This window comes from Janthinobacterium sp. BJB301, from assembly GCF_002735685.1.
Lineage (GTDB): Bacteria > Pseudomonadota > Gammaproteobacteria > Burkholderiales > Burkholderiaceae_D > Janthinobacterium > Janthinobacterium lividum.
Window position 1 is genome coordinate 1,768,063 of the sequence record NZ_PDZJ01000001.1, and the last position, 20,665, is coordinate 1,788,727.

Consider the following 20,665-nt stretch of genomic DNA (forward strand, 5'->3'; position numbering starts at 1 on the left):
CGGGAGGCGAAAACTTCGTACAATATACGTGTTTTGACTCTCAATCCGGCTTCGGCCCCACCCAGGAACACCCATGCATCTCTCGAACTGGCTGCTTTTCTGCAGCGTCGCCCTGCTCGTCACGTTTTCTCCCGGCCCGGCCGTCTTGCTGGCCATCTCGAACGCCATCGCCGTCGGCCCGCGCCGCGCAATGATCAGCAGCATGGGCAATGGTTTTGGCTTGTTCATCATTTCCGGCGTGGCCATGGCTGGCATGGGCGTCGTGCTGGCCACCTCGGCCACGGCCTTCATGCTGCTGAAACTGGCTGGCGCCCTGTATCTGGTGTACCTGGGCATCAAGCAATGGCGCAGCAAGACCAGCGTCGTGGCCGATGCGCCCGTGGTGACCGGCACGGCGAATCCTAACTCGTTCTGGAAACTCTTCCGCCAGGGCTTGACGGTCGCGCTGACCAATCCGAAAGCGATCCTGTTCTTCTCGGCACTGTTCCCGCAATTCATCACGCCGGGCGAACCGGTGGCCATCCAGTTCACCGTGCTGACGACTTCGTTTGTCGCCTGCGCCATGCTGGCCCACCTGTTCTACGCCAACCTGGCGCGCCTGCTGAAAACCCAGCTGGCCACGCCGGGCCGCGCCAAGCTGTTCAACCGCATCACGGGCGGCGCCTTCGTCTTGCTGGGCCTGAGCCTGCTGCGCCTGCGCGCCAAGGCGGCGTAACTAGTTCTTTTCCGTCAAAAACGCCTCGATGCTGGCCGCCAGGGCCAGCGGTGTTTCATTCATCGGATAGTGTCCCGCATTGCCCAGCACCTCCAGCCGGGCTTGCGGGTACCACGCCAGATACGTGCGGCGCATCAGGGCAGCATCGAAACGGGGGTCATGCTCCCCCACCAGCGCCAGCAACGGCAATTCCACGCGCGCCGCCTTGATTTCTTCACTGAAATCCGTCTCGCTCCACGCGAGGAAATACGCGGCAAACGCCCCTGGATCCGAACTTTCCCACGAATACTGCGCCTTCCAGCCCAGCCAGGTGGCTGGCAAGCGCCCGCCCGTGCTGCGGTCGATGATGGCGCGCCGCGCCGCCACGCTATCGGCGGCCGCGAGAAACGTCGCGCGGGCGGCCGCATCGAAGGCCACGCCGCAGCAGGGCACGGGCGCCACGGCCACCAGTTTGCGCAGGCGCAAGGGGGCAAGCAAGGCCAGCCGTTCCAGCGCCATGCCCCCCATGGAGTGGCCTACCACGCTGAAGGTGGCAAAGCCGAGCGCATCGGCCAGCGCCAGCGCGTCGCGGGCGACCTCGTCCATCGAATACTCACCCTCTGCGCCACGCATGCCGCCATAGCCGCGATTGTCCATGAAGACATAGCTGAAAGCGCCGCCGTCGAGACCCGCTTCCATCGGGGAAAAAGCGTTGGCGTCGCCAAACCAGCCGTGCAGGACGATGACGGCGTGGGGACCATGGCCCACGCGATGACAGGTATTGTGCATGTTCACTCCGGAAAAAGAGTGTGATGGTAAGCGGACGTCAAGCGGCCCGCTTTCGATGTCAGGTCAACTACTGTAGAGTATGGGCCATGGATGATTTTTATACGGAAGTACCGCGCCCATTGATCGCCACGGCACGCGACTATGCTTCTGGCGCAATGTTTCCCAGCCACAGCCATGCGCGCGGGCAATTTGCGTATGCGGCACGCGGTGTCATCAGCGTGCACACGCCGCAAGGCAACTGGCTGGTGCCGCCGCAACGCGCTTGCTGGGTACCTGCCCAGCTATCCCATGGCATGCGCATGCATGGCGCCGTGACCATGCACAACGTGTTTATCGATGCACCCGCCATCGCAGAGAGCGGCTTGCCGTCCCACTGCCAGGTACTGGACGCTTCGCCGCTGCTGCGCCAACTGCTGGCCGAGGCCGTGACGGTCGATGGCTTGTATGCGGAACAATCGCGGGCCGGACGACTGATGGCCTTGCTGCTCGATGAAATTGCCGCCGCCAGGCCATTGCCCCTGAGCGCGCCCCTGCCGCAGCAGCCCCGGCTGGCGCACCTGTGCATGGACATGCTGCGGCAACCGAGCCTGGACAGCAGCCTGGATGCGATGGCGGCGCAAGCCGGCATGAGCCGGCGCACCTTTACGCGCCAGTTCCGCGCCCAGACGGGGCTGGCCTTTGCCCAGTGGCGCCAGCAAGCGTGCCTGCTGGCGGCCATCGCGCGGCTGGCGGACGGGCAAGCCGTCACCCGCGTGGCGCTCGACCTCGGCTATGCCAGCCCCAGCGCCTTCACGGCCGCCTTCCGCCGCGTGCTGGGCCAGGCACCCAGCGATTATCTGGCCTAGGCGACGATGGCGGCGATGCGCTGCGCCAACGCGTGCGCCAGTTTCTGCACATGGTAGCCATCGACAAAGCCATGGTGGGCTTGCGCGGAAAACGGCACCCGCATGCGGCCATCCGCCTGCGCGGGGCCGAACTTGCCCCAGGTAAAGGTCGGTATGTCGGCGTCGCGGTGGCGGTGGATCGGGTGCTCGATGGCCGCCAGTTCCAGCCATGGCAAACAGGTGATGAAGATATTGTTGCGCTGCTCGCGCTCGCTTTCGCCCTCGCCCGTATTGATCAGTGCGGAACTGGCTTCGGCAATGCGCTTGGCTTCCAGGCTGCGCGCGATGAACAGGTCAAGCTGGTCCGTCATCGCGAAGCGCGTGTAATTGAGGTTTTCATCGCCGTTGATGACGGTGTACGAGGCGGGGAAATCGTCGATCCGTATCACCTCGCCCTGGTAGATGCGGTACATGAAGTTGTCGATGTCCCTGACCGTATTGAGCAGGCAAAACAGGAAAAAGTGAAACACGGGGATTTTCCGTTCCTTGCACCAGGGCCGGAAATCCGGCACATCGAGCTGGAAGTTGATGTTGACGAGGGGATTGTCAAACGCCCGGAACAAGTCATAGCGGTCGCGCCGCTTTTCAAAATTTTTCATGCGGCGAGTGTAGACGATGGGAGTGCTGGCGGGCAAGTCATGCCATAGGCGCATGGAATGTTTTTTTAATATTCGTTATTCGACAGTAAATGCGTCTTCATTCTTTATCTGAATTTGGCCACCGACCGGGATAAGCCGGTCGCAAGCCTCCCCGTATCGGGAGGCTTATTTCCGCCGGAATTACTACGCTTGATTAATCTCGTCGTCTATCATATTGGCGAACAGGTCGAAACTCAGGATGCCCGTGCCGATGCATGAAAATACTGTCGTACCCGCCGCATCCTTGATCGTCAGTCTCTCGGTCCAGTCATTCTGATTCATGCACTTGAGGCTGGCGCCAGGCCAGGTGACGCCGTCCACATGCAAGCCCTGCGCAGACAAGGCCAGTTCCTGTGTCTTGAAATTCAGGAAATTACCGAACAAGCGCTTCTTGTACATGTCGCCGCTGCTGATATAGCGGAAAGTCACGCGCTCGCCGTCCGCCAGCTGCTGCTTCAAGACGGGCATGCGGTATTCCAGGTAACGGGAGCGAAATTCGTCCATGAACTCGTCAAAGCGCTTGAGTTCTCCGGTAGCCCATATCCAGGGCTGGTCGGCGCCCGTGCGGTAGGCCAGGTTATTGATCATGCCTGTCATGGCGGTGGAACCGCCGGCAAACAGATACAGGTCTTCGATATCGGCAAAGGCGGCGTAGCTGCGAATGCCGTTCAATTCATGCACCACACCGTCTTCATGCAATTCAAAACGGCTTTTCCGCCGCTTGAGCATTACCGCGCGCATGACCAGCACCAGCACGGCGAGCAGCAATAGAAAAGCTGCCGTGCCATACAAAATAGTCAAATTGCTGTGCGTACCCAGCTTGGCGCCGTTACGCAAGGTCATGGCCTGCGTATCGGTCAGTGTTTTCTGAGGCATGGTCGTGCTCAGGTACAACACAAAACCTGCCACTGCCGCCAGGATCGCCGCAAATACCGCAAACAGCATAGGCACCGTCTTGCCATGAAAATACACGGCGAGTGCTTTATTGGTTTGCGGGATACTAAAATTGCCCATGTAATCTTCCTGTTAAATGATAGGGAGGGTTTTACAACCCGGAGGTCGAAATTTATTCGGCCCGGATTGTCTCCTATCTATTACAGGAATGGCCACACGCACGCACACTCAATACTGATTTCTTACAATAATGACCCTGATTACTGGCCGACCACAGTTATTATCTGGCATTGCAGAATTTCCCGGGCCACCTCGGCCACGCCTTCTTCCAGCTCTCCCATTGTCGGTGCATGGGCGAAGCGTTGCAATTCCCCGTCCAATTCGAATGCCAGCTCCCTTGAATGGCGCACGATGCCCTGCAATACATAATACTTCCATTGTTCGTCATTACCGGCCAGCACCGTTTTTATATAGGGAGCAAGGCGCACACCGATGCCGGCCAGGTACGGCAGGAGCACGCCGGCCACCGGCCAATTGACATCTTGCACCCATTCCAGTATCTGCGGCATGGCCGGACGCAGTTCCTCCCAGCTAAAGGCGATGAGGGCTTGCGCATTCTCCGTATCGTGTTTATCGCGCGGCAATGGCAGGTGCATGCAAGGCGTTCCTGTATGGTTGATCCGTGTCATGCGGGGCCACCGTGCGCCAGGCCCCGCTGCACCTTCCACGCCAGCGGCAAGGTCAGCAGCAATACGGCTGCCAGCGCCAGCAGGGCTGTGGGCACGCTCGTCCGGTCGCCCAGCGCGCCGAACAGCACGGGCGACAGCGCCCCACCGCCGATGCTGCCCGTGTAGAACAGCGCGAACGCATGCTCTCGCTTGCCGGGCTCTGCCAGTTCCGGCACCACGCCGTACAGCACGGACGAGGTGCCATTGAGCGCCAGCCCCAGCAAAGGCAGCATGACCATGATGCCGGCCAGCGGCAGCCACAGGCCCGCCACGATCAGCAGCGAGGTCATCGATTCCGTCAGCCATACGGTCTTCATCATGCCGATGCGCGCACCCAGGTAGCCGCACAGCAACTTGCCGAAGGCGCCGCCCACGAACAGCAGCGATAAGGCCACGCCAATGCCGGCCGTGCCCGCGCCCTTGCTTTTCAGCAGGAATGGCAAAAAGGTCAGAAAACCCATGCGCACGGCGCTGTCCAGGGTGCCCGTGGCCAGCAAGGCGCGAAAACTTCCCTTGGAGCCGCTGCCGGCGATGCTCTTGCCCGCCTTCTTCGCGCCCGCCTGCAGCTCGCCCGGTTTCGGCAGCAGCCACCACAGCAAGCCGGCAGCCGCCAGGCCCAGCAAACCCAGCAAGGAGACGCTGGCTTGCCAGCTGCACACCAATAACAGCAAGCCCACCAGCGCGGGAATCAGGGTCTTGCCGATATCGCCGGCAAAGTTGTAGTGCGACAGCGCTTCCTTCACGCCCCCGCCCGCCTCGTGCGTGTCCGTGACGATGGACGAGGCCAGCGGATGCTGGGTGCTGGCGCCCAGGCCGCCCAGCAGCAGGGCGAACAGCAGCACGGCCAGTCCGCCTGCCTGCCCCGCGATCAGGTAGGCGACGCCGGCCAGTGCCGTGCCGCCCACCAGCATGCGTTCGCGCCCCCAGCGCTTCGCCAGGCGGCTGGCCAGCAACTGGAAACCGGCCATCATGCCCGAGTAGGAACCGCGCAACAGGCCCACCATGGCGTAACTGATGGCAAACTGCGCCTGCCAGATGGGCAGCAGCACATAGATCACGTCCGTCAAGCCGTCATGCACGGCATGCGCGCTGCAGGCGGCGAACAGCGAGCGGCGGCGGATCGATTTGTCGGAGGGGGGTGTTTCGGGGGAAAGCGCGGCAAGCGATGGTTCGGTCATGATTCTGCAAGCGGGGGAAAACGCGAGGCAGCCAGCTTACACCAATTGGCTGCTTCGCATCTTGAAGCGCGGCAAGAATAATAGTATTGCAAGATTAACATGACGCAAACGCAGGGGAAGCGCAAGCCAGGCCCGGCGCCCCCACGCAGGCGGCGCCGGACGCCCGTATTACTTGGCCATCGCATCCTTGGCCATGCCATCCTTTTTCATGTCATCCTTTTTCATGTCATCCTTCTTCATGCCGTCTTTTGCCATGGCATCTTTCGCCATGCCATCCTTGGCCATGTGGTCCTTCTTCATGTGCTTCTTCGCCATCGGCTTGTGCATGCCGTCCTTGCCCATGGCATCCTTGTGCATGGTATCGGCCGAGGCGTCCTTGGCCATGGCGTCTTTCTTCATGGCATCCTGGGCGAACGCGGCGCCCGACATGAGGATGGCGGAAGCGAGGATGGCGGCGAAGGTGGTGATCGTGGTTTTCATGATAAGTCCTTGTCTCTGGGTTAGTTGGGCAAATGCCCGGTGTGAAAGCGACTGCGGTGCTACGGGTGCTGCTTGCTGATAAATAATAGGAAGGCCGGGAGGTGGTCAGGGCCAGGCGCATTGCCGCAGGCAGTACGATTAGTACGACAAGGCAATGCAACGCCGCACTGGCCGCCTCTCCGGCCGTCCTAGGAACCGCCGAACCAGTTGTAGCCCTGATTCTCCCAATACCCTCCCGGATACGTATTCGTGACGAAAATGGCCTGGATGTGCTTGGGATTCTTGTAGCCCAGCTTGGTCGGCATGCGCAGTTTCATCGGGTAGCCGTACTTGGGCGGCAACTCCTGGCCGTCGTAGCTCAGGGCCATGATGGTTTGCGGGTGCAGGGCCGTGGCCATGTCGATGCTGGTGAAATAATCGTCGGCGCACTTGAAGCCGATGTATTTTGCCGTCGTGTCGGCGCCGACCCGCTTCAGGAAGTGGGAAAACGGCACGCCGCCCCACTTGCCGATGGCGCTCCAGCCTTCCACGCAGATGTGGCGCGTGATCTGGGTTTCCTGCGGCAAGGCGCGCAATTGCGGCAAGCTCCATGGCTTCCTGTCGGCGATCAAGCCGCTCAATTCCAGGCGCCAGGCGTCGCCATCGACTTCTTCCACTTCATCTTCGCCGTAATACGCGTTGAAGGGAAACGGCCGCGTGATCATGGAATCGGGATACGTTGGCGCCAGCTTGGTCGGATCGAACAGCCAGCCCTGTACCTTGTCGTTGAAGCGCGACACGGCCGTCAGGGCTGTCTCGATGCCGGATGGGTCGCTGACGTTGCAACCGGTCAACAAGGACAGGCCGCCCAGGGTCAGGCTGCGCTGCAGGAACAAACGGCGCGACGGTTGCTTGATCTGGCGCAAGGCGTCGTCCAGCATGGCCTGGCCCTCTTCTTGCACGAGAATGGTTTTTTTCATGATCGTCTCCTTCAGCGGCCGCGCAGCATGGCGACCAGGGTGCGTGGAACCAGCGCCATCATCAGCAAATGCACGCCGACAAAGCCCGTCAGCAGCGCCATGGCGATGAAGTGGACCCTGCGCGCACTCTCGTAGCCGCCGATGAGCTCGCGCAGCAGGGGAAATTGCACGGACTTCCACAGCACCAGGCCGGACAGCACCAGCACGATGCAGTCGAGCATGACGAACAGGTAGGCGGCGCGCTGCACCATGTTGTAGTGGCGCGGATCCGCGTGGGCCAGCTTGCCTTTCAGGGCCGCCATGAAATCGGCCAGCAGCAAGCGCGGCGTCAGGGGAAAGAACTGGCGCCGCAGCCGTCCCGAAACGATGTTAATCGCCAGATACAGCAAGCCATTGGCCACCAGCAGCCACATGGCGGCGAAATGCCATTGCAGGGCGCCACCCAGCCAGCCGCCCAGGGTCAGCGCGCGCGGCAGCTCGAAGGGGAAAAATGGCGCCGCGTTATAGATGCGCCAGCCGCTGGTGGCCAGCACCACGACGGCCACGGCATTGAGCCAGTGCGTCAGGCGCAGCCAGGCGGGGTGAATCACGCTCGCTTGTCCGTTCATCACATCACTCCTTTCGCGCAGGATGCCGTGCTGACGGCTTGCAGGATGGCGCTGCTGTCGGCCCGCTGCACGAAGGCGACCACTTGCAGCTGCTCCGGACGCCAGCTGGCGGGCAGGTTGACTGCGCGGCGCAGCTGGGCGCGGCCTTGCGCCAGAGACACCGGCCCCAGCCACAGGCGTACGGCTGCATCGTGATGCAGGGTGGCGCCGCGGTTTTCGCCGCGCAGCACTTTCGAGACGATGGCGCTTTCGCTGATGGCCACGTACAGCTGGCCGCCCGTCTGTACGTCCGGCGCGCTGGCATTGGCTTCCAGCAATAATTTTCCACCAGGCCCGGGCGTGGCGGACAGGCTGATATTGACGGGCGCGGCGGTCGCGTTGATGCGGCGGATGGCGGCCGGCAGCTGCGTATCCCAACTGCGCAATTCCGTGCCGCCCACGAAAAACTGCGGCGTGTAGGCCACGTGGCGCGGCTGGTGGCGCAGCAGTTCGGCCTGGCGCGCATCGAATTGCGCCTGCGCCAGCGGGTCCGTCCAGCCGATCTGGTCCCAGTAGGTGACGTGCAGGGCCAGCGGCACGATCAGGCTGGCCGAGCCCGCTTCCTTGCGCAAGGCGCTCAGGCGCTGGTCGGCGGGCGGGCAGCTGGAGCAGCCTTCGCTGCTGTACAGCTCCACCAGCGCCGCCGTCTGCGGCCCGCTTTGCACGGCGCAGCGCTGGCCGGCGGCCAGCTGCGCCATGGCCGGGGATGCCAGGACCGTGCCCAGCACGGGGAAAAGCAGTGTTGCAAGGCGGTGCTTGATGTCCATGGTCTTTCACCGGTATATTGAATTAAGAAGCGTGCTTGCCAGTCAATTCGCCGCCGCAGGCCGATTGGTTACAGCCGCCAGCAAAATAATCCGGGATTTATTTTTTTCAATGCCTGTCACCAAAGGCCTGCATGCAACGAATACCTGTAAGCGAACACCTGCATGGCACGGAATTGCGGCTGCATGGCTTGATGCTGCGCGGGCTCGATGGCGATGCGGCGGCCTATCGCAGTTTCTTGCAAGCCACCAGCGGCCATTTGCGCGCGTTCCTGCGGCGCCGCCTGCAGCGCTGGCCGGACGAGGTGGAAGACCTGGTGCAGGAGTGTTTGCTGGCTATCCACAACCAGCGTCTGACGTACGATACGGGCGTGCCGCTGACGTCGTGGATCCATGCGATCGCGCGCTACAAATTGATCGACTGGCTGCGCCGGCATGCGCGGCGCGAGGCGCAGCACTTGCCGTATGACGAAGAAGATGGCGCGCAGGAACTGTTTTCCAGCGCCGACGCCGAGGCGGCCGAAGCGAGCCGCGACCTGGGCAAGCTGCTGGCCAGCTTGCCGGCACAGCAGCGCGACGCCATCGTGCATACCAAGCTCGACGGCTGGTCCGTGCGCGACACGGCGGCGGCCATGCAGATTTCGGAAGCCAGCGTCAAAGTGGCCGTGCATCGCGGCTTGAAGGCACTGGCGGCCAATTTAAGAACAGGCAATGAAGGGATTGCACCATGAAAACCGATGACTTGATCGCCATGCTGGCCAGCGGCCCCGACGTGGCTGCCGCGCCGCCACCGGGCGCCCGCTGGCGCGCCGCAGGTACCTTGGGCGCCGGTCTGCTGGCCAGCGTGGCGCTGATGGCCATGCTGCTGGGCGTGCGGCCCAACCTGGAACAACTGGCCCAGCTGCCCGACTTCTGGATCAAGGTGGGCTTTGTCGTCTGCCTCTGCCTGGCGGCCTGGCACGTCAGCCGCCGCCTGTGCGTGCCCGGCGCCGCCACCCGCGCCCTGCCCTTGCTGCTCGCCATGCCTCTGCTGCTGATGTGGACGCTGGGCGCCATCATCCTGCAGGAAGCCCCGCCCGAACAACGCGCCGAGCTGTTCTGGGGCGCCACCTGGCGCAGCTGCCCCTTGCTGATCGCGCTGCTCTCGTTGCCCATCCTGGCCGCCGTGCTGCGCCTGATGCGCCAGTTGGCGCCCACGCGACTGCGCTTGGCGGGCGCCGCTGCCGGCTTTGCCGCCGGCGGCATGGCCGCGCTCGTGTATTGCCTGCACTGCCCGGAGCTGGCGGCCAGCTTCGTCGGCTTCTGGTATGTACTGGGCATGCTGGTGCCGACCGCCATCGGCGCGGCCATAGGGCCGAAAGTACTGGCCTGGTAAGCCAATGACATCCTTTTCCCAGGAGTGAATCCGTTTTCTTCTTCCGCGCGTACAAGTGAGGCAGCCTGCAGTTTCTTGGACTTGTCTGTCAACGCTAACAAAAATCGGGAGAATCGAAATGTCTTTGTCACACTCGAAAACCGCACTGGGCGCCGCACTCCTGGGCAACCTGCTGGCCTTGGCGATCGCGCCAGCGGCCTATGCCTCCAGCCACCGCGAAGCGCCATTCATCACGCAAAACCCCAAAGTCGACGCCACCGACTTCTATATGTTCCGCAGCTATGAGGCGGGCCGCGGCGCCTACACCACGCTGGTGGCCGACTATATCCCCCTGCAAGACGCCTACGGCGGCCCGAACTACTTCGCCATGGACCCCGCCGCCCTGTACGAAATCCATATCGACAACAATGGCGACGGCAAGGAAGACCTCACCTTCCAGTTCCGCTTCACCAACACCATCAAGGATGGCCAGTTCACCGTGGGCGGCAAGAAAGTCTCGATTCCGCTCGTCATCAACGGCGGCGCCATCGACAGCGTCAACCCGGCCGGCCTGAACGTGCGCGAAACGTATAGCGTGACGGTGGTGCGCGGCGACCGCCGCACAGGCACGAGGAGCGCAGTCACCAACGCCAGCGGCGGCGGCACGACCTTCGACAAGCCCGTCGACAATATCGGCAACAAGGCCATCCCCAACTACGCCGCGTATGCCGCGCAGCATGTGTACGCCGTCAACATTCCCGGCTGCGCCACGCCCGCGCGCCTGTTCGTCGGCCAGCGCAAGGACCCGTTCGTCGTGAACCTGGGCGAAACGTTCGACTTGATCAACATCAAGGCGCCCGCCACGGAGTTTGCCGCGAATGCGGAGTCCGCCGCCAAGGATGACCTGGCGCGCAAGAACGTCACGGCCATCGAGATGGAAGTACCGACCGCCTGCCTGACGGCCGGCAGCGATCCTGTCATCGGCGGCTGGACCACGGCCAGCCTGCGCCAGGGACGTTTGCTGAACCCGGCGCCGGGCACGGCCACCACGGCGTCGAAGGAAGGCGGCGCGTGGGTGCAAGTGTCGCGCCTGGGCATGCCGCTGGTGAATGAACTGGTCATCGGCCTGAAGGACAAGGACCGCTTCAACGCCAGCAAGCCGTCGGGCGATGCGCAGTTTGCCGACTACGTCACCAATCCCACGGCGCCGGCCCTGGTGGAAGTGTTGTTCGGCTCGGCAGGCGCCAAGGCACCCACCAACTTCCCCCGCAACGACCTGGTGGCCACCTTTTTGACGGGCATCAAGGGCGTAAACCAGCCCGTCACCGTGACGGCGTCGGAAATGCTGCGCCTGAACACCTCGATCGCGGCCACCAATGTCGGCGCGCAAAACCGCCTCGGCGTCATCGGCGGCGATAACGCGGGCTTTCCGAACGGCCGCCGCCCCGGCGACGATGTGGTCGACGTGGTGCTGCGCGTGGCCATGGGCAAGCTGTGCACCCTGAACATCGGCTGCGCTCCGGCCGATGCCCCGGCTGGCGGCCTGCACTTCACGGATGGCGCCTTCCTTGACGAAACCGCGTTCACGGCAGGTTTCCCCTACCTGAAAAATCCCGTGGCCGGTTCGCCGCAGCTGTAACGAGGAGAATGCGATGAAAAAGCTCCATGCAATCAGCGCCCTGGCGCTCACGGCCATGCTGGCCGGCTGCGGTGGCGGCGGTAGCAGCCACGGCGGCGACAACGGTGGCACCACGCCGCCGCCCGTGGTCCTGCTCGACGCCTTCTATGTGGCCGTCAGCAACGTCATCCTGACCACCAGCGATGACAAGGACGGCGTGGCCATCGACGCCATCATGGCGACCTCTCCGGAAAATACGGAGCCGGTACCGCTGTAACGCGCAGCATGCAAGCGCGGGCGCCGGAGACCAAGTTCTCCGGCAGCCCGCCCTTGCCGCCCCATTCCACCGTCGATGGCGCCCACAATGAAAACACCGATTGCCCTGCTGTGCGCCTGCCTGCCCGTGCTGGCATGGGCCGCGCCCTACACGCCGAAAGACGGCAGCGCCGTCGTCGAACAGCTGCCGCGCCGCGCCGATGCCGCGCAGCTGGCCTTGCGCGGCTTGCGCCAGCAACTGAATGACACGCCGCGAGACCTGGCCCTGGCCACCAGCCTGGCCCAGCGCTACATCGCCTTGGCCCGCAGCGAGACGGACCCGCGCTACCTGGGCTATGCGCAAGCGGCGCTGGCGCCCTGGTGGCGGCAGGCGGCGCCGCCCGTCCCCGTGCGCCTGCTGCGCGCCACCATTTTGCAAAGCACCCACCAGTTCGGCCCGGCCCTGCAAGACCTCGACACCGTCGTCGCGCAGCAGCCGCAAAACGCCCAGGCCTGGCTGACGCGCGCCACCGTCCTCACCGTGCAGGGCGACTACACCCAGGCGACAGCCAGCTGCGCCCGGCTGTCGGCATTGACGTCACAGCTGGCCACCGTCACCTGCCTTGCCAATATCGCCAGCGTCACGGGCCGCGCCGCCAGCAGCGAGCGCCTGCTGGAACTGACCCGGCAACGCAGCGCCGGCGCGGCACCCGAGCTCGATAGCTGGGCCGCAACCCTGCTGGCGGAAATGGCCACGCGGCGCGGAGAGTCGACGCTGGCCGAAGCGCGCTACACCAGGGCGCTGGCGCAGCAGCCGCGCGACAGCTATCTGCTGGGCGCCTACGCGGATTTCCTGCTCGACCGCCAGCGCCCGCAGGAAGTCGCCCGGTTACTGAAGGAGCAGCAGCGCATCGACGCCCTGCTGCTGCGTTACGCACTGGCCCTGCAAGCGTTGCCCGGCCAGCAGACGGCCTTCCAGGCGGCCAAGGCGGAACTCGCGGCCCGCTTCAACGCCGCCATGCAGCGCGGCGACACCGTGCACCAGCGCGAACAGGCCCGCTTCGCCCTGTTTTTGCAACAGGATGTGCCGGCTGCCCTGCAACTGGCGCAGAAGAACTGGGCCATCCAGAAGGAAGTGTCCGACATGCGCATCTTGCTGGAAGCGGCCCTGGCCGCGCGCAACTACGCGGCGGCGCAACCGGTGCTGGCCTGGGTGGCGGCGCATGGCGTGGAAGACGTGGCCCTGCAGCGGCTCTCCAGGCAGCTGGGGCCGCAGGATGCGCAAAAGCTTAGCGCCGCAAAGAAAGCAGGTGCGCTGTGAACACCCGCATGCTCGCGTTGCTGCTCACCCTGTCCGCCTGGCTGGCCCCCGCGCAGGCGCACAAGCCAAGCGACAGTTATTTGAGCCTGGCCGTGCACGGCCAGCAGATCGAAGGGCAATGGGACATCGCCCTGCGCGACCTCGATTTCGCCATCGGGCTCGACGGCAATGGCGACGGCGCCCTGACCTGGGATGAAATCCGCGCGCGCCACGACGCCATCGCCGCCTACGCGCTGCAGCGCCTGCAGCTGGCCAGCGACGAGGGCGTCTGCCCCTTGAAAGCCGTCGAGCAACTGATCGACCAGCATACGGACGGCGCCTACAGCGTGCTGCGCTTTGCGGCCAGCTGCCCCGGCAACGCCGCGCCAGCCACCTTAAGCATCGGCTACACGCTGTTCGCCGACCTCGATCCGCAGCACAAGGGCCTGTTCAAGATCGCCAGCGGCGGGGCCACGCAAACGGCCATCTTCGACCCGGATAGCCCACGCCAGACGATTTCCCTGGCCGCGCCCGACCGCCTGGCGCAGTTCGGCGCGTATGTGAAACACGGCATCTGGCATATCTGGATCGGCTACGACCATATTCTGTTTTTGCTGTCCTTGCTGCTGCCGGCCGTGCTGCTGCCTGGCTTGCGCGAGCAGCGGCAAGGATTGCAGGCGGCCTTCCATGACGTGCTGAAGGTCGTCACGGCATTTACCCTGGCCCACTCCATCACATTGACCCTGGCCAGCCTGTCGCTCGTCTCGCTGCCGTCGCGCTGGGTGGAATCGGCGATTGCCGCTTCCGTGATCCTGGCCGCGCTGAACAACCTGCTGCCCCTGTTCCACGGCAAGCGCCCCGTGGCCGCCTTCGCCTTTGGCCTGATCCACGGTTTCGGCTTTGCCAGCGTGCTGCGCGACCTGGGCCTGCCGCAAGGCTCGCTGCTGGCCAGCCTGCTGGGTTTCAACGTGGGCGTGGAACTGGGCCAGCTGGCCATCGTCGCCGCCTTCCTGCCCATTGCCTGGCTGCTGCGCAAGACCTGGCTGTACCGGCAAGTGCTGACCGTCGGCTCGCTGGCCATCGCGCTGGTGGCTTGCGTGTGGCTGGTGGAGCGGGTAGCCGACATCAAGCTGATTTCAGCCTGATGGCGTTGCTGCTCCGCCACTAGCCAACCACAACGGTGCGCAACCGGGCTACAATACGAACAATTCTCAATCGCATCAAGGCCACTCTGTCCCGCAGACCATGGCATGGAAAGGTTGCATGCTACGCCCCGAACTGGAACTGCACCGGCAAATCGAAGTCCTCTATAGCGACCACCACGGCTGGCTGCAAGGCTGGCTGCGCCGCAAGCTGGGCAATGCCTTCGATGCGGCCGACTTGGCGCACGACACGTATCTGCGCATCATCTCGCGCGGCCGCGCACCCGAGCCGGACGAATCGCGCCAGCACCTGGCGCAAATCGCCAATGGCCTGGTGGTGGACCTGTTCCGCCGCCGGCATATCGAGTCAGCCTACGCGGACGCCATCGCCGCGCAGCCGGAAGCGCTGGTGCCCACGCCGGAAATGCGCGCGCTGATCGTCGAGGCATTGATGGAAATCGACGCCATCCTGGCCAGCCTGCCCGCCAGGGTACGCGACGCCTTTTTGCTGTGCAAGCTGGAAGGCATGGCCTACGCTGACATCGCCGCGCGCCTCGACGTTTCCGTCTCGTCGGTGGAAAAATACATCGCCCGCGCCCTGCTGGCCTGCTGCATGGCGCAATGCGCATGAACTCCCAGCCCGATAGCCCCCCCATCGCCCCCGCCGTGCTGCAGCGCGCCGCCGAGTGGATGGCGCGGCTGTGGGCGGAAGACGCCAGCGCGGCCGACGCCGATGCCTGCGCCGCCTGGCGCGCCGACGACCCCGAACACGAACGGGCCTGGACCCGGCTGCAGCGCTTTGCCCGACAATTCGAAACCCTGCCGCGCGAGGTGGCGCGCGGGGCGCTGGCGCCGGCGCCGGCGCCGCGCCACGCTGCCGGACGCCGGCGCGCCTTGCAGCTGCTGGGCCTGATCGCGGCGGGCGGCGGCACAGCCCTGCTGACGCACGAGTCCAGCCTGTGGCAGCGCGCCGCCAGCGATTACCGCACTACCGTGGGCGAGACGCGCGCCATCGTGCTGGCCGACGGCACGCAAGTGGTGCTCGACACGGCCAGCGCCATCGACGTGGCATACAGCGCCGGCGAACGGCGCATCGTGCTGCGCGCCGGCGCCATCCTCGTCACCAGCGCGCACGAAGCGGCGCCTGTGTATCGTCCGCTGCTGGTGGCAACGCCGCAAGGCACGGCCACGGCACTGGGCACGCGCTTTAGCGTGCGCCTCGATGACGGCGAAAGCCGTGTCGCCGTGTTCCAGGGCGCCGTGGTGCTGCAACCGGTGAAGGAAGGCGCGCCCTCCCTGCACCTGCAGGCGGGCCAGCAGGCCGTCTACACGCGCCATGCCGTACAAGACATCGGCAAGGTGGAAGACAGCGCCGCCGCCTGGACCGATGGCAGCCTGGTGGCCGAGCGCATGCGTCTGGATCAGCTGCTGGCCGAGCTGGGACGCTACCGCCACGGCGTGCTGCGCTGCGACGAGTCCATCGCCGGCCTGCGCGTGACGGGCGTGTATTCGCTGCGCGACACGGACCGCTCGCTGGCCAACCTGGCCCTGAGCCTGCCCGTGCAAGTACGTTACCGCACGCGTTACTGGGTCAGCGTGGGGCCGCGTCCCGCCTCCTGAAAAAATAAATGAAAAAAAATTGAGGGTTTTGGCTTTTCGTTCGGAATACGGGAAGAACCGATTTTTTCCTGCCACTTTCCTAGGATTTGCACCATGCCCCCTCGCCTGACCGCACCCGCACGCAAGCTGCGTCCGTTTCCCCTTGCCGCCGCCATCCAGGCCCTGTTCCTGGCTGGCGCCGCAGCCGGCTCCCTGGCCGTCACGGCGCCGGCCGCCCGCGCCCAGGCGCTGGAGCATGCGCAAGCCAAGCGCCCCTACGCGATTCCCGCCGGACCGCTGGAGCGCGCCCTGACCACGTTCGCCAGCGCGGCCGGCGTGGAACTGTCGGCCGACGCGGCCCTGTTGCAGGGCAAGCGCAGCGGCGGCCTAGCGGGCAGCTACACCGTGCGCCAGGGTTTCGAGGAACTGCTGCGCGGCCAGGGCGTGCGTGTGGTCGCTGGGGCGAATGGCGCGTATGCGCTGCAGGCGGAGACGGCACCGGCAGGCACGCCGACCCAGGCCAGCGCCACCCTGCCCGCCGTCACCATCAATGCCAGCAGCGAACGCGAAACGGCGACAGGTCCCGTGCGCGGCTATGTGGCGTGGCGCGCCGGCTCGGCCACCAAGACGGATACGGCCCTGAATGAAAACCCGCAATCCGTGTCCGTCGTCACGGCCGATGAAATCAGCGACCGCAACGCCGAATCGCTCGACGAGACCTTGCGCTACACGGCCGGTGTGACGCCGAACCAGCGCCCGCTGGGCAGCGACGATTCCTCGCTGCTGCGCGGCTTCACCATCGAGACGAACGGCATCCTGCAGGATGGCTTGCGCAATTCGGGCCGCACGTTTGGCGCATCGATCGAACCGTATGGCCTGGAACGCCTGGAAGTGCTGCGCGGCCCCGCCTCCGTGCTGTACGGGCAGATTCCGCCGGGCGGCATGGTCAACGCCGTCAGCAAGCGCCCCAGCATGGATGCCGTGCGCGAAGTGGGGATTGAGTACGGCAGCTACCGGCGCCGCCAGCTGAAAGCCGACGTGGGCGGCGCGCTCGACGCGCCAGGCGCCTGGACGTACCGCGTCGTCATGCTGGGCCGCGAAGCGGACACGCGGCTCGATCGCGACCGCGACAACCGCCTGTACTTCGCCCCCTCGCTGACGTGGCAGGCAGGACCCGCCACGCGTTTGACCCTGCTGGCCCGCTACGAGCAGGACAACCAGCAGTACGCGTTTCCCAATCAGCTGCTGCAGCCTGGCCCGCGCGGCCAGGTCGACCCGAGTCTCAACCTGATGGGCGACGATAACCGCTTCAAGCGCCGCAATACCATGCTGGGCTACGAGTTCGAGCACAGATTCAACGACACCTGGTCGCTGCGCCAGAACCTGCGCTACACGCGCCTGAAGAACGACCGCACGGACATGTTTCCCCTGGGCCTGAATGACGATGGCACGGTGGAACGCTATTTCATGCCCGTCGATACGGCGTCGAAAAGCCTGTTCGCCGATACCCAGATGCAGGCACAGTTTGCCACGGGCGGCCTGGAGCACCAGGTGCTGCTGGGCGCCGATTACGCAAATATCCGCAACACGGACGAATACCGCCATCAAAAAGGCTTTATCGAGCCGATCGACCTGTACCAGCCCGTGTATGGCAGGCAGCCCCTGGTTCCGGCCAAGGCGCCGACCCGCGCCGATGCCCCGTCGCGCCAGCTGGGCCTGTACGCGCAGGACCAATTGAAATGGGACCGCTGGGTCATCACGGCGGGCCTGCGCCGCGACAAGGCGACGCAGTCGCGCGACGTCACCGACCTCCATAGCGGCAGCGTGAAACCCGACTTCCACCAGTCGCCATCGGCCACCACGGGCCGCGTGGGCGCCGTCTACCTGTTCGATGGCGGCTGGGCGCCGTACGTCAGCTACGCCACCTCGTTCTCGCCCGAGCTGGGCATCACGGCCAACGGCGACGCCTTGAAGCCGTCGCGCGGCAAGCAGCTCGAAGCGGGCGTGCGCTACGAACCCGCGGGCCAGCGCGCCAGCTACACGGCGGCCATATTCGACCTCGTGCGCGACAACGTCACTACCTCCGACATCGGCAATCCAGGCCGTTTGCAGCAGACGGGCCAGGTAGGCTCGCGCGGCCTGGAACTGGAAGCGCGCACGGAGTTCGCCAGCCGCCTGAGCCTGATCGCCCAGTACACCTACCTCGATACGGAGGTCAGGCAGAGCAATAACGGCGACCTGGGCTTGCAACAGTCGGGCGCGCCGCGCCACAGCGCCTCGGCGTGGGCGCGCCAGTCGTTCGCGCTGGCCGGCAGCCTGCCCGCGTACGCGGCGCTGGGCATGCGCTTCCTCGGCGCCATGCGCTCGAACTCCGACGGCGAGAACCTGAACATCCGCAATGGCGGCCTGACGCAGTGGGATGCGGCGCTGGGCGTGTCGCGCGGGCCGTGGCAGTTTGCCCTCAACGTCAACAATGTGCTCAACAAGCAGACCCTGTATGACTGCGGCTACCTGCCGAACCTGTGCTACCGCAATGCCGAACGCACGGCCAACGTCAGCGCCATGTACCGCTTCTGATGCCAGCGCTGCACATGCGCCCCGCGCTGGCGGCCATGCACCGCTACGCGGGCTTGCTGATGGCCGGTTTCCTCATCGTCGCCGGCGTCACGGGCAGCCTGCTGGCGTGGAAGGATGAACTGGAGGCGGCCCTGCTGCCCGCCGTCTTCCGCGCGGCGCCGCTAACGCCGGGCGCCGTGCCGCTCGATGCCCTGCAACTGCGCGACATGGTCGCCGCGCGCTTCCCGCAGGCGAGCGTCACGTACGCGCCCCTGTCGGCGCCGCCCGGCCGCAGCATGGTGTTTTACCTGCGCCCGGGCGACGCATCACCGCTGGCCAGCGATGAAGCGTTCGTCGATCCCTACACGGGCGCGCTGCAGGGCCAGCGCCGCTGGGGCGAGATCGGCCAGGGCGCCATCAACCTGCTGCCCTTCATCGAGCGCCTGCATTACGCGCTGGCGCTGGGCGACACGGGTTTGCTGGTGTTCGGCCTGATCGCCATCCTGTGGACCATCGATTGCTTCATCGGCGCCGCCCTGACCTTCCCCGCGCGCCTGAAGAAACGCTCGCCGGGCACGAAACCGTGGCTGCTGCGCTGGCGCCCCTCGTGGCTGCTGCGCCGCCACGGCGGCAGCTATAAACTGGTATTCGACCTGCACCGCGCAGGCGGCCTGTGGCTGTGGGCCATGCTGCTGGTGTTTGCCTGGAGCGGTGTCGCCTTCAATCTGTACGGCGCATATGCGGCCGTGATGCAGCCGCTGTTTCCGCACCAGGGGGCCGAGGACATCGTCGCGCGGCATGCGCCGTCAGCGGGACCGCCGCTGGACTGGCCGGCCGCGCGCGCGCAGGGCCGCCTGTTGATGGGCGAACTGGCGCGCCGGCACGCGTTCGCCATCCTCGAGGAAAACGCACTGGCGTATGAACGCGCGCCGGGCGTGTACAGCTACAGCGTGCGCAGCAGCCGCGACGTGCGCGCCCACAAGGGCCTCACCACCGTCTTTTTCGACGCTGCCAGCGGCCGGCAGCTGGCCGCCTGGCTGCCCACGGGCGCGGCCAGCGGCGACACCATCCGCAGCTGGATCAGCGCCCTGCACATGGCCTCGATGTGGGGCTGGCCTTTTAAAATGTTCATCTGCGCCATGGGCCTGCTGGTGGCCGGATTGAGCATATCGGGCGTGCTGATCTGGCGCCGCAAGCGCCAGGGGCAAGCCAGGGCCAGGGCCCTCATTCATTAGCCTGACTAATAAGACCATGCCGATTCCAGCGGCTTATCAACGCGTGGCTGACGCCGTAAAGTAGCTCCTGTCAATGATTGAAGGAGCCAGCCATGAACCGCGTCACCCTGAATAACGGCATCAGCATGCCCGTCGCCGGCTACGGCGTCTTCCAGATTCCCGACCCCGCGGAATGCGAACGCAGCGTGATCGACGCCATCGCCGCCGGCTACCGCCTGATCGACACAGCCGCGTCCTATATGAACGAGGCGGCCGTCGGCAAGGGCATCGCCCACAGCGGCGTGGCGCGCGAAGAGCTGTTCGTCACCAGCAAGCTGTGGGTGCAGGACACGGGCTATGAACGTACGCGCGACGCCATCGAGCAGTCGCTGCAACGCTTGCGGCTCGATTATCTCGATTTATTCCTGATCCACCAGCCGTTTGGCGACGTGCACGGTTCCTGGCGCGCCATGCAGGACGCTTATCGCGGCGGCAAGCTGCGCGCCATTGGCGTCAGCAACTTCCAGCCCGACCGGCTGATGGACATCATCGCCTTCAACGACATCGCGCCCGCCGTCAACCAGATCGAGATCAACCCTTTCCACCAGCAGGCGGACAGCGTGGCCTTCATGCTCGAGCACGGCGTGCAGCCGCAAGCGTGGGCGCCATTTGCCGAGGGCCGCAACAACCTTTTCCACAATGAGTTGCTGCTGGGCATCGCCGCCAGACACGGCAAGTCCGTGGGCCAGGTCGTCCTGCGCTGGCTCACGCACCGGGGCATCGCCGTGCTGGCCAAGACCGTGCGCCGCGAGCGCATGGCGGAAAACCTGGCCATCGACGATTTCGACCTCGACGAAGCGGACATGGCCGCCATCGCCACCGTGGAAACGGCTACCAGCAGCTTCTTTTCGCACCGCGACCCGGCCATTGTCCAGTGGATGGCCGAACGCACGCTTGATATTTAAGGGAAAG

22 protein-coding genes are annotated in these 20,665 nt (G+C 65.0%); 13 read left to right on the top strand and 9 right to left on the bottom strand.

Annotated elements, in window-relative coordinates; all coding sequences use genetic code 11:
- Window positions 1-73: 73 nt before the first annotated feature.
- Window positions 74-715 carry a LysE family translocator gene (locus CSQ91_RS07775; protein ID WP_034786115.1) on the top strand — a complete coding sequence of 214 codons (642 nt, stop codon included), beginning with the start codon at window positions 74-76 and terminating at the stop codon, window positions 713-715.
- Here the strand turns inward: CSQ91_RS07775 and CSQ91_RS07780 are convergent, their stop codons facing one another.
- Complete coding sequence (locus tag CSQ91_RS07780) at window positions 716-1,483, bottom strand: alpha/beta fold hydrolase (protein ID WP_099387884.1); 768 nt, start codon at window positions 1,481-1,483, stop codon at window positions 716-718.
- Between the two features lie 86 nt (window positions 1,484-1,569).
- Here CSQ91_RS07780 and CSQ91_RS07785 point away from each other — a divergent pair, with 86 nt between their 5' ends.
- Window positions 1,570-2,328, top strand: a complete 759-nt coding sequence (locus CSQ91_RS07785; RefSeq protein WP_180278367.1) for an AraC family transcriptional regulator — start codon at window positions 1,570-1,572, stop codon at window positions 2,326-2,328.
- Here the strand turns inward: CSQ91_RS07785 and CSQ91_RS07790 are convergent.
- From CSQ91_RS07790 to CSQ91_RS07825, 8 genes are all read right to left on the bottom strand, one after another.
- Window positions 2,325-3,020, bottom strand: coding sequence for a CatA-like O-acetyltransferase (locus CSQ91_RS07790; protein WP_257217252.1), 696 nt, complete (start codon window positions 3,018-3,020; stop codon window positions 2,325-2,327). The two genes, CSQ91_RS07785 and CSQ91_RS07790, sit on opposite strands and share 4 nt — an antisense overlap.
- A gap of 129 nt (window positions 3,021-3,149) precedes the next feature.
- Entirely contained in the window at window positions 3,150-4,019 is an 870-nt protein-coding gene (locus CSQ91_RS07795) for a hypothetical protein (RefSeq protein ID WP_257217253.1), read from the bottom strand.
- Between the two features lie 140 nt (window positions 4,020-4,159).
- Window positions 4,160-4,555, bottom strand: coding sequence for a DUF5071 domain-containing protein (locus tag CSQ91_RS07800; protein ID WP_180278368.1), 396 nt, complete (start codon window positions 4,553-4,555; stop codon window positions 4,160-4,162).
- 29 nt (window positions 4,556-4,584) lie between these two features.
- Window positions 4,585-5,805 (bottom strand): MFS transporter, encoded by a 1,221-nt coding sequence (locus CSQ91_RS07805; protein ID WP_070279770.1) that lies wholly within the window; start codon window positions 5,803-5,805, stop codon window positions 4,585-4,587.
- A gap of 168 nt (window positions 5,806-5,973) precedes the next feature.
- Window positions 5,974-6,285, bottom strand: coding sequence for a pentapeptide MXKDX repeat protein (locus CSQ91_RS07810; protein WP_070279771.1), 312 nt, complete (start codon window positions 6,283-6,285; stop codon window positions 5,974-5,976).
- A gap of 188 nt (window positions 6,286-6,473) precedes the next feature.
- Window positions 6,474-7,244, bottom strand: coding sequence for a molybdopterin-dependent oxidoreductase (locus CSQ91_RS07815; protein WP_099387888.1), 771 nt, complete (start codon window positions 7,242-7,244; stop codon window positions 6,474-6,476).
- Between the two features lie 11 nt (window positions 7,245-7,255).
- Window positions 7,256-7,852 (bottom strand): cytochrome b/b6 domain-containing protein, encoded by a 597-nt coding sequence (locus CSQ91_RS07820; protein ID WP_099387889.1) that lies wholly within the window; start codon window positions 7,850-7,852, stop codon window positions 7,256-7,258.
- On the bottom strand, window positions 7,852-8,658 hold the full coding sequence (locus CSQ91_RS07825) for a DUF1223 domain-containing protein (RefSeq protein ID WP_257217254.1): 807 nt from the start codon (window positions 8,656-8,658) through the stop codon (window positions 7,852-7,854). The genes CSQ91_RS07820 and CSQ91_RS07825 overlap by 1 nt, the downstream gene beginning before the upstream one ends.
- Before the next feature lie 131 nt (window positions 8,659-8,789).
- Here CSQ91_RS07825 and CSQ91_RS07830 point away from each other — a divergent pair, with 131 nt between their 5' ends.
- From CSQ91_RS07830 to CSQ91_RS07880, 11 genes are all read left to right on the top strand, one after another.
- Window positions 8,790-9,386: a sigma-70 family RNA polymerase sigma factor gene (locus CSQ91_RS07830; RefSeq protein WP_070279775.1), complete on the top strand. Its 597-nt coding sequence runs from the start codon at window positions 8,790-8,792 to the stop codon at window positions 9,384-9,386.
- Window positions 9,383-10,030: an NrsF family protein gene (locus CSQ91_RS07835; protein WP_099387890.1), complete on the top strand. Its 648-nt coding sequence runs from the start codon at window positions 9,383-9,385 to the stop codon at window positions 10,028-10,030. Before CSQ91_RS07830 ends, CSQ91_RS07835 begins: the two co-directional genes overlap by 4 nt.
- Window positions 10,031-10,148: 118 nt before the next feature.
- Window positions 10,149-11,648, top strand: a complete 1,500-nt coding sequence (locus CSQ91_RS07840) for a DUF4331 domain-containing protein (protein WP_099387891.1) — start codon at window positions 10,149-10,151, stop codon at window positions 11,646-11,648.
- 13 nt (window positions 11,649-11,661) lie between these two features.
- On the top strand, window positions 11,662-11,904 hold the full coding sequence (locus CSQ91_RS07845; protein ID WP_092605044.1) for a hypothetical protein: 243 nt from the start codon (window positions 11,662-11,664) through the stop codon (window positions 11,902-11,904).
- A gap of 87 nt (window positions 11,905-11,991) precedes the next feature.
- Window positions 11,992-13,203, top strand: coding sequence for a hypothetical protein (locus tag CSQ91_RS07850; RefSeq protein WP_099387892.1), 1,212 nt, complete (start codon window positions 11,992-11,994; stop codon window positions 13,201-13,203).
- 8 nt (window positions 13,204-13,211) lie between these two features.
- Window positions 13,212-14,327: a HupE/UreJ family protein gene (locus CSQ91_RS07855; protein ID WP_099387893.1), complete on the top strand. Its 1,116-nt coding sequence runs from the start codon at window positions 13,212-13,214 to the stop codon at window positions 14,325-14,327.
- Between the two features lie 118 nt (window positions 14,328-14,445).
- Complete coding sequence (locus CSQ91_RS07860; RefSeq protein WP_099387894.1) at window positions 14,446-14,955, top strand: sigma-70 family RNA polymerase sigma factor; 510 nt, start codon at window positions 14,446-14,448, stop codon at window positions 14,953-14,955.
- Entirely contained in the window at window positions 14,952-15,944 is a 993-nt protein-coding gene (locus CSQ91_RS07865; protein WP_218963721.1) for a FecR family protein, read from the top strand. The genes CSQ91_RS07860 and CSQ91_RS07865 overlap by 4 nt, the downstream gene beginning before the upstream one ends.
- 93 nt (window positions 15,945-16,037) lie before the next feature.
- Window positions 16,038-18,500, top strand: coding sequence for a TonB-dependent siderophore receptor (locus tag CSQ91_RS07870; RefSeq protein ID WP_099387896.1), 2,463 nt, complete (start codon window positions 16,038-16,040; stop codon window positions 18,498-18,500).
- On the top strand, window positions 18,500-19,714 hold the full coding sequence (locus CSQ91_RS07875) for a PepSY-associated TM helix domain-containing protein (protein WP_099387897.1): 1,215 nt from the start codon (window positions 18,500-18,502) through the stop codon (window positions 19,712-19,714). The genes CSQ91_RS07870 and CSQ91_RS07875 overlap by 1 nt, the downstream gene beginning before the upstream one ends.
- Window positions 19,715-19,806: 92 nt before the next feature.
- Window positions 19,807-20,658, top strand: coding sequence for an aldo/keto reductase (locus CSQ91_RS07880; RefSeq protein ID WP_099387898.1), 852 nt, complete (start codon window positions 19,807-19,809; stop codon window positions 20,656-20,658).
- Window positions 20,659-20,665 lie beyond the last annotated feature (7 nt).

Bases quoted from the DNA above. Each gene is read 5' to 3' on its own strand.
- CSQ91_RS07875 (WP_099387897.1), top strand. From the start codon at position 18,500: ATGCCAGCGCTGCACATGCGCCCCGCGCTGGCGGCCATGCACCGCTAC.
- CSQ91_RS07820 (WP_099387889.1), bottom strand. From the start codon at position 7,852: ATGAACGGACAAGCGAGCGTGATTCACCCCGCCTGGCTGCGCCTGACG.
- CSQ91_RS07880 (WP_099387898.1), top strand. From the start codon at position 19,807: ATGAACCGCGTCACCCTGAATAACGGCATCAGCATGCCCGTCGCCGGC.
- CSQ91_RS07775 (WP_034786115.1), top strand. From the start codon at position 74: ATGCATCTCTCGAACTGGCTGCTTTTCTGCAGCGTCGCCCTGCTCGTC.
- CSQ91_RS07850 (WP_099387892.1), top strand. From the start codon at position 11,992: ATGAAAACACCGATTGCCCTGCTGTGCGCCTGCCTGCCCGTGCTGGCA.
- CSQ91_RS07780 (WP_099387884.1), bottom strand. From the start codon at position 1,483: ATGCACAATACCTGTCATCGCGTGGGCCATGGTCCCCACGCCGTCATC.
- CSQ91_RS07815 (WP_099387888.1), bottom strand. From the start codon at position 7,244: ATGAAAAAAACCATTCTCGTGCAAGAAGAGGGCCAGGCCATGCTGGAC.
- CSQ91_RS07790 (WP_257217252.1), bottom strand. From the start codon at position 3,020: ATGCGCCTATGGCATGACTTGCCCGCCAGCACTCCCATCGTCTACACT.
- CSQ91_RS07855 (WP_099387893.1), top strand. From the start codon at position 13,212: ATGCTCGCGTTGCTGCTCACCCTGTCCGCCTGGCTGGCCCCCGCGCAG.
- CSQ91_RS07840 (WP_099387891.1), top strand. From the start codon at position 10,149: ATGTCTTTGTCACACTCGAAAACCGCACTGGGCGCCGCACTCCTGGGC.
- CSQ91_RS07810 (WP_070279771.1), bottom strand. From the start codon at position 6,285: ATGAAAACCACGATCACCACCTTCGCCGCCATCCTCGCTTCCGCCATC.
- CSQ91_RS07835 (WP_099387890.1), top strand. From the start codon at position 9,383: ATGAAAACCGATGACTTGATCGCCATGCTGGCCAGCGGCCCCGACGTG.
- CSQ91_RS07870 (WP_099387896.1), top strand. From the start codon at position 16,038: ATGCCCCCTCGCCTGACCGCACCCGCACGCAAGCTGCGTCCGTTTCCC.
- CSQ91_RS07800 (WP_180278368.1), bottom strand. From the start codon at position 4,555: ATGCACCTGCCATTGCCGCGCGATAAACACGATACGGAGAATGCGCAA.
- CSQ91_RS07795 (WP_257217253.1), bottom strand. From the start codon at position 4,019: ATGGGCAATTTTAGTATCCCGCAAACCAATAAAGCACTCGCCGTGTAT.
- CSQ91_RS07785 (WP_180278367.1), top strand. From the start codon at position 1,570: ATGGATGATTTTTATACGGAAGTACCGCGCCCATTGATCGCCACGGCA.
- CSQ91_RS07830 (WP_070279775.1), top strand. From the start codon at position 8,790: ATGCAACGAATACCTGTAAGCGAACACCTGCATGGCACGGAATTGCGG.
- CSQ91_RS07865 (WP_218963721.1), top strand. From the start codon at position 14,952: ATGAACTCCCAGCCCGATAGCCCCCCCATCGCCCCCGCCGTGCTGCAG.
- CSQ91_RS07825 (WP_257217254.1), bottom strand. From the start codon at position 8,658: ATGGACATCAAGCACCGCCTTGCAACACTGCTTTTCCCCGTGCTGGGC.
- CSQ91_RS07805 (WP_070279770.1), bottom strand. From the start codon at position 5,805: ATGACCGAACCATCGCTTGCCGCGCTTTCCCCCGAAACACCCCCCTCC.
- CSQ91_RS07860 (WP_099387894.1), top strand. From the start codon at position 14,446: ATGCTACGCCCCGAACTGGAACTGCACCGGCAAATCGAAGTCCTCTAT.
- CSQ91_RS07845 (WP_092605044.1), top strand. From the start codon at position 11,662: ATGAAAAAGCTCCATGCAATCAGCGCCCTGGCGCTCACGGCCATGCTG.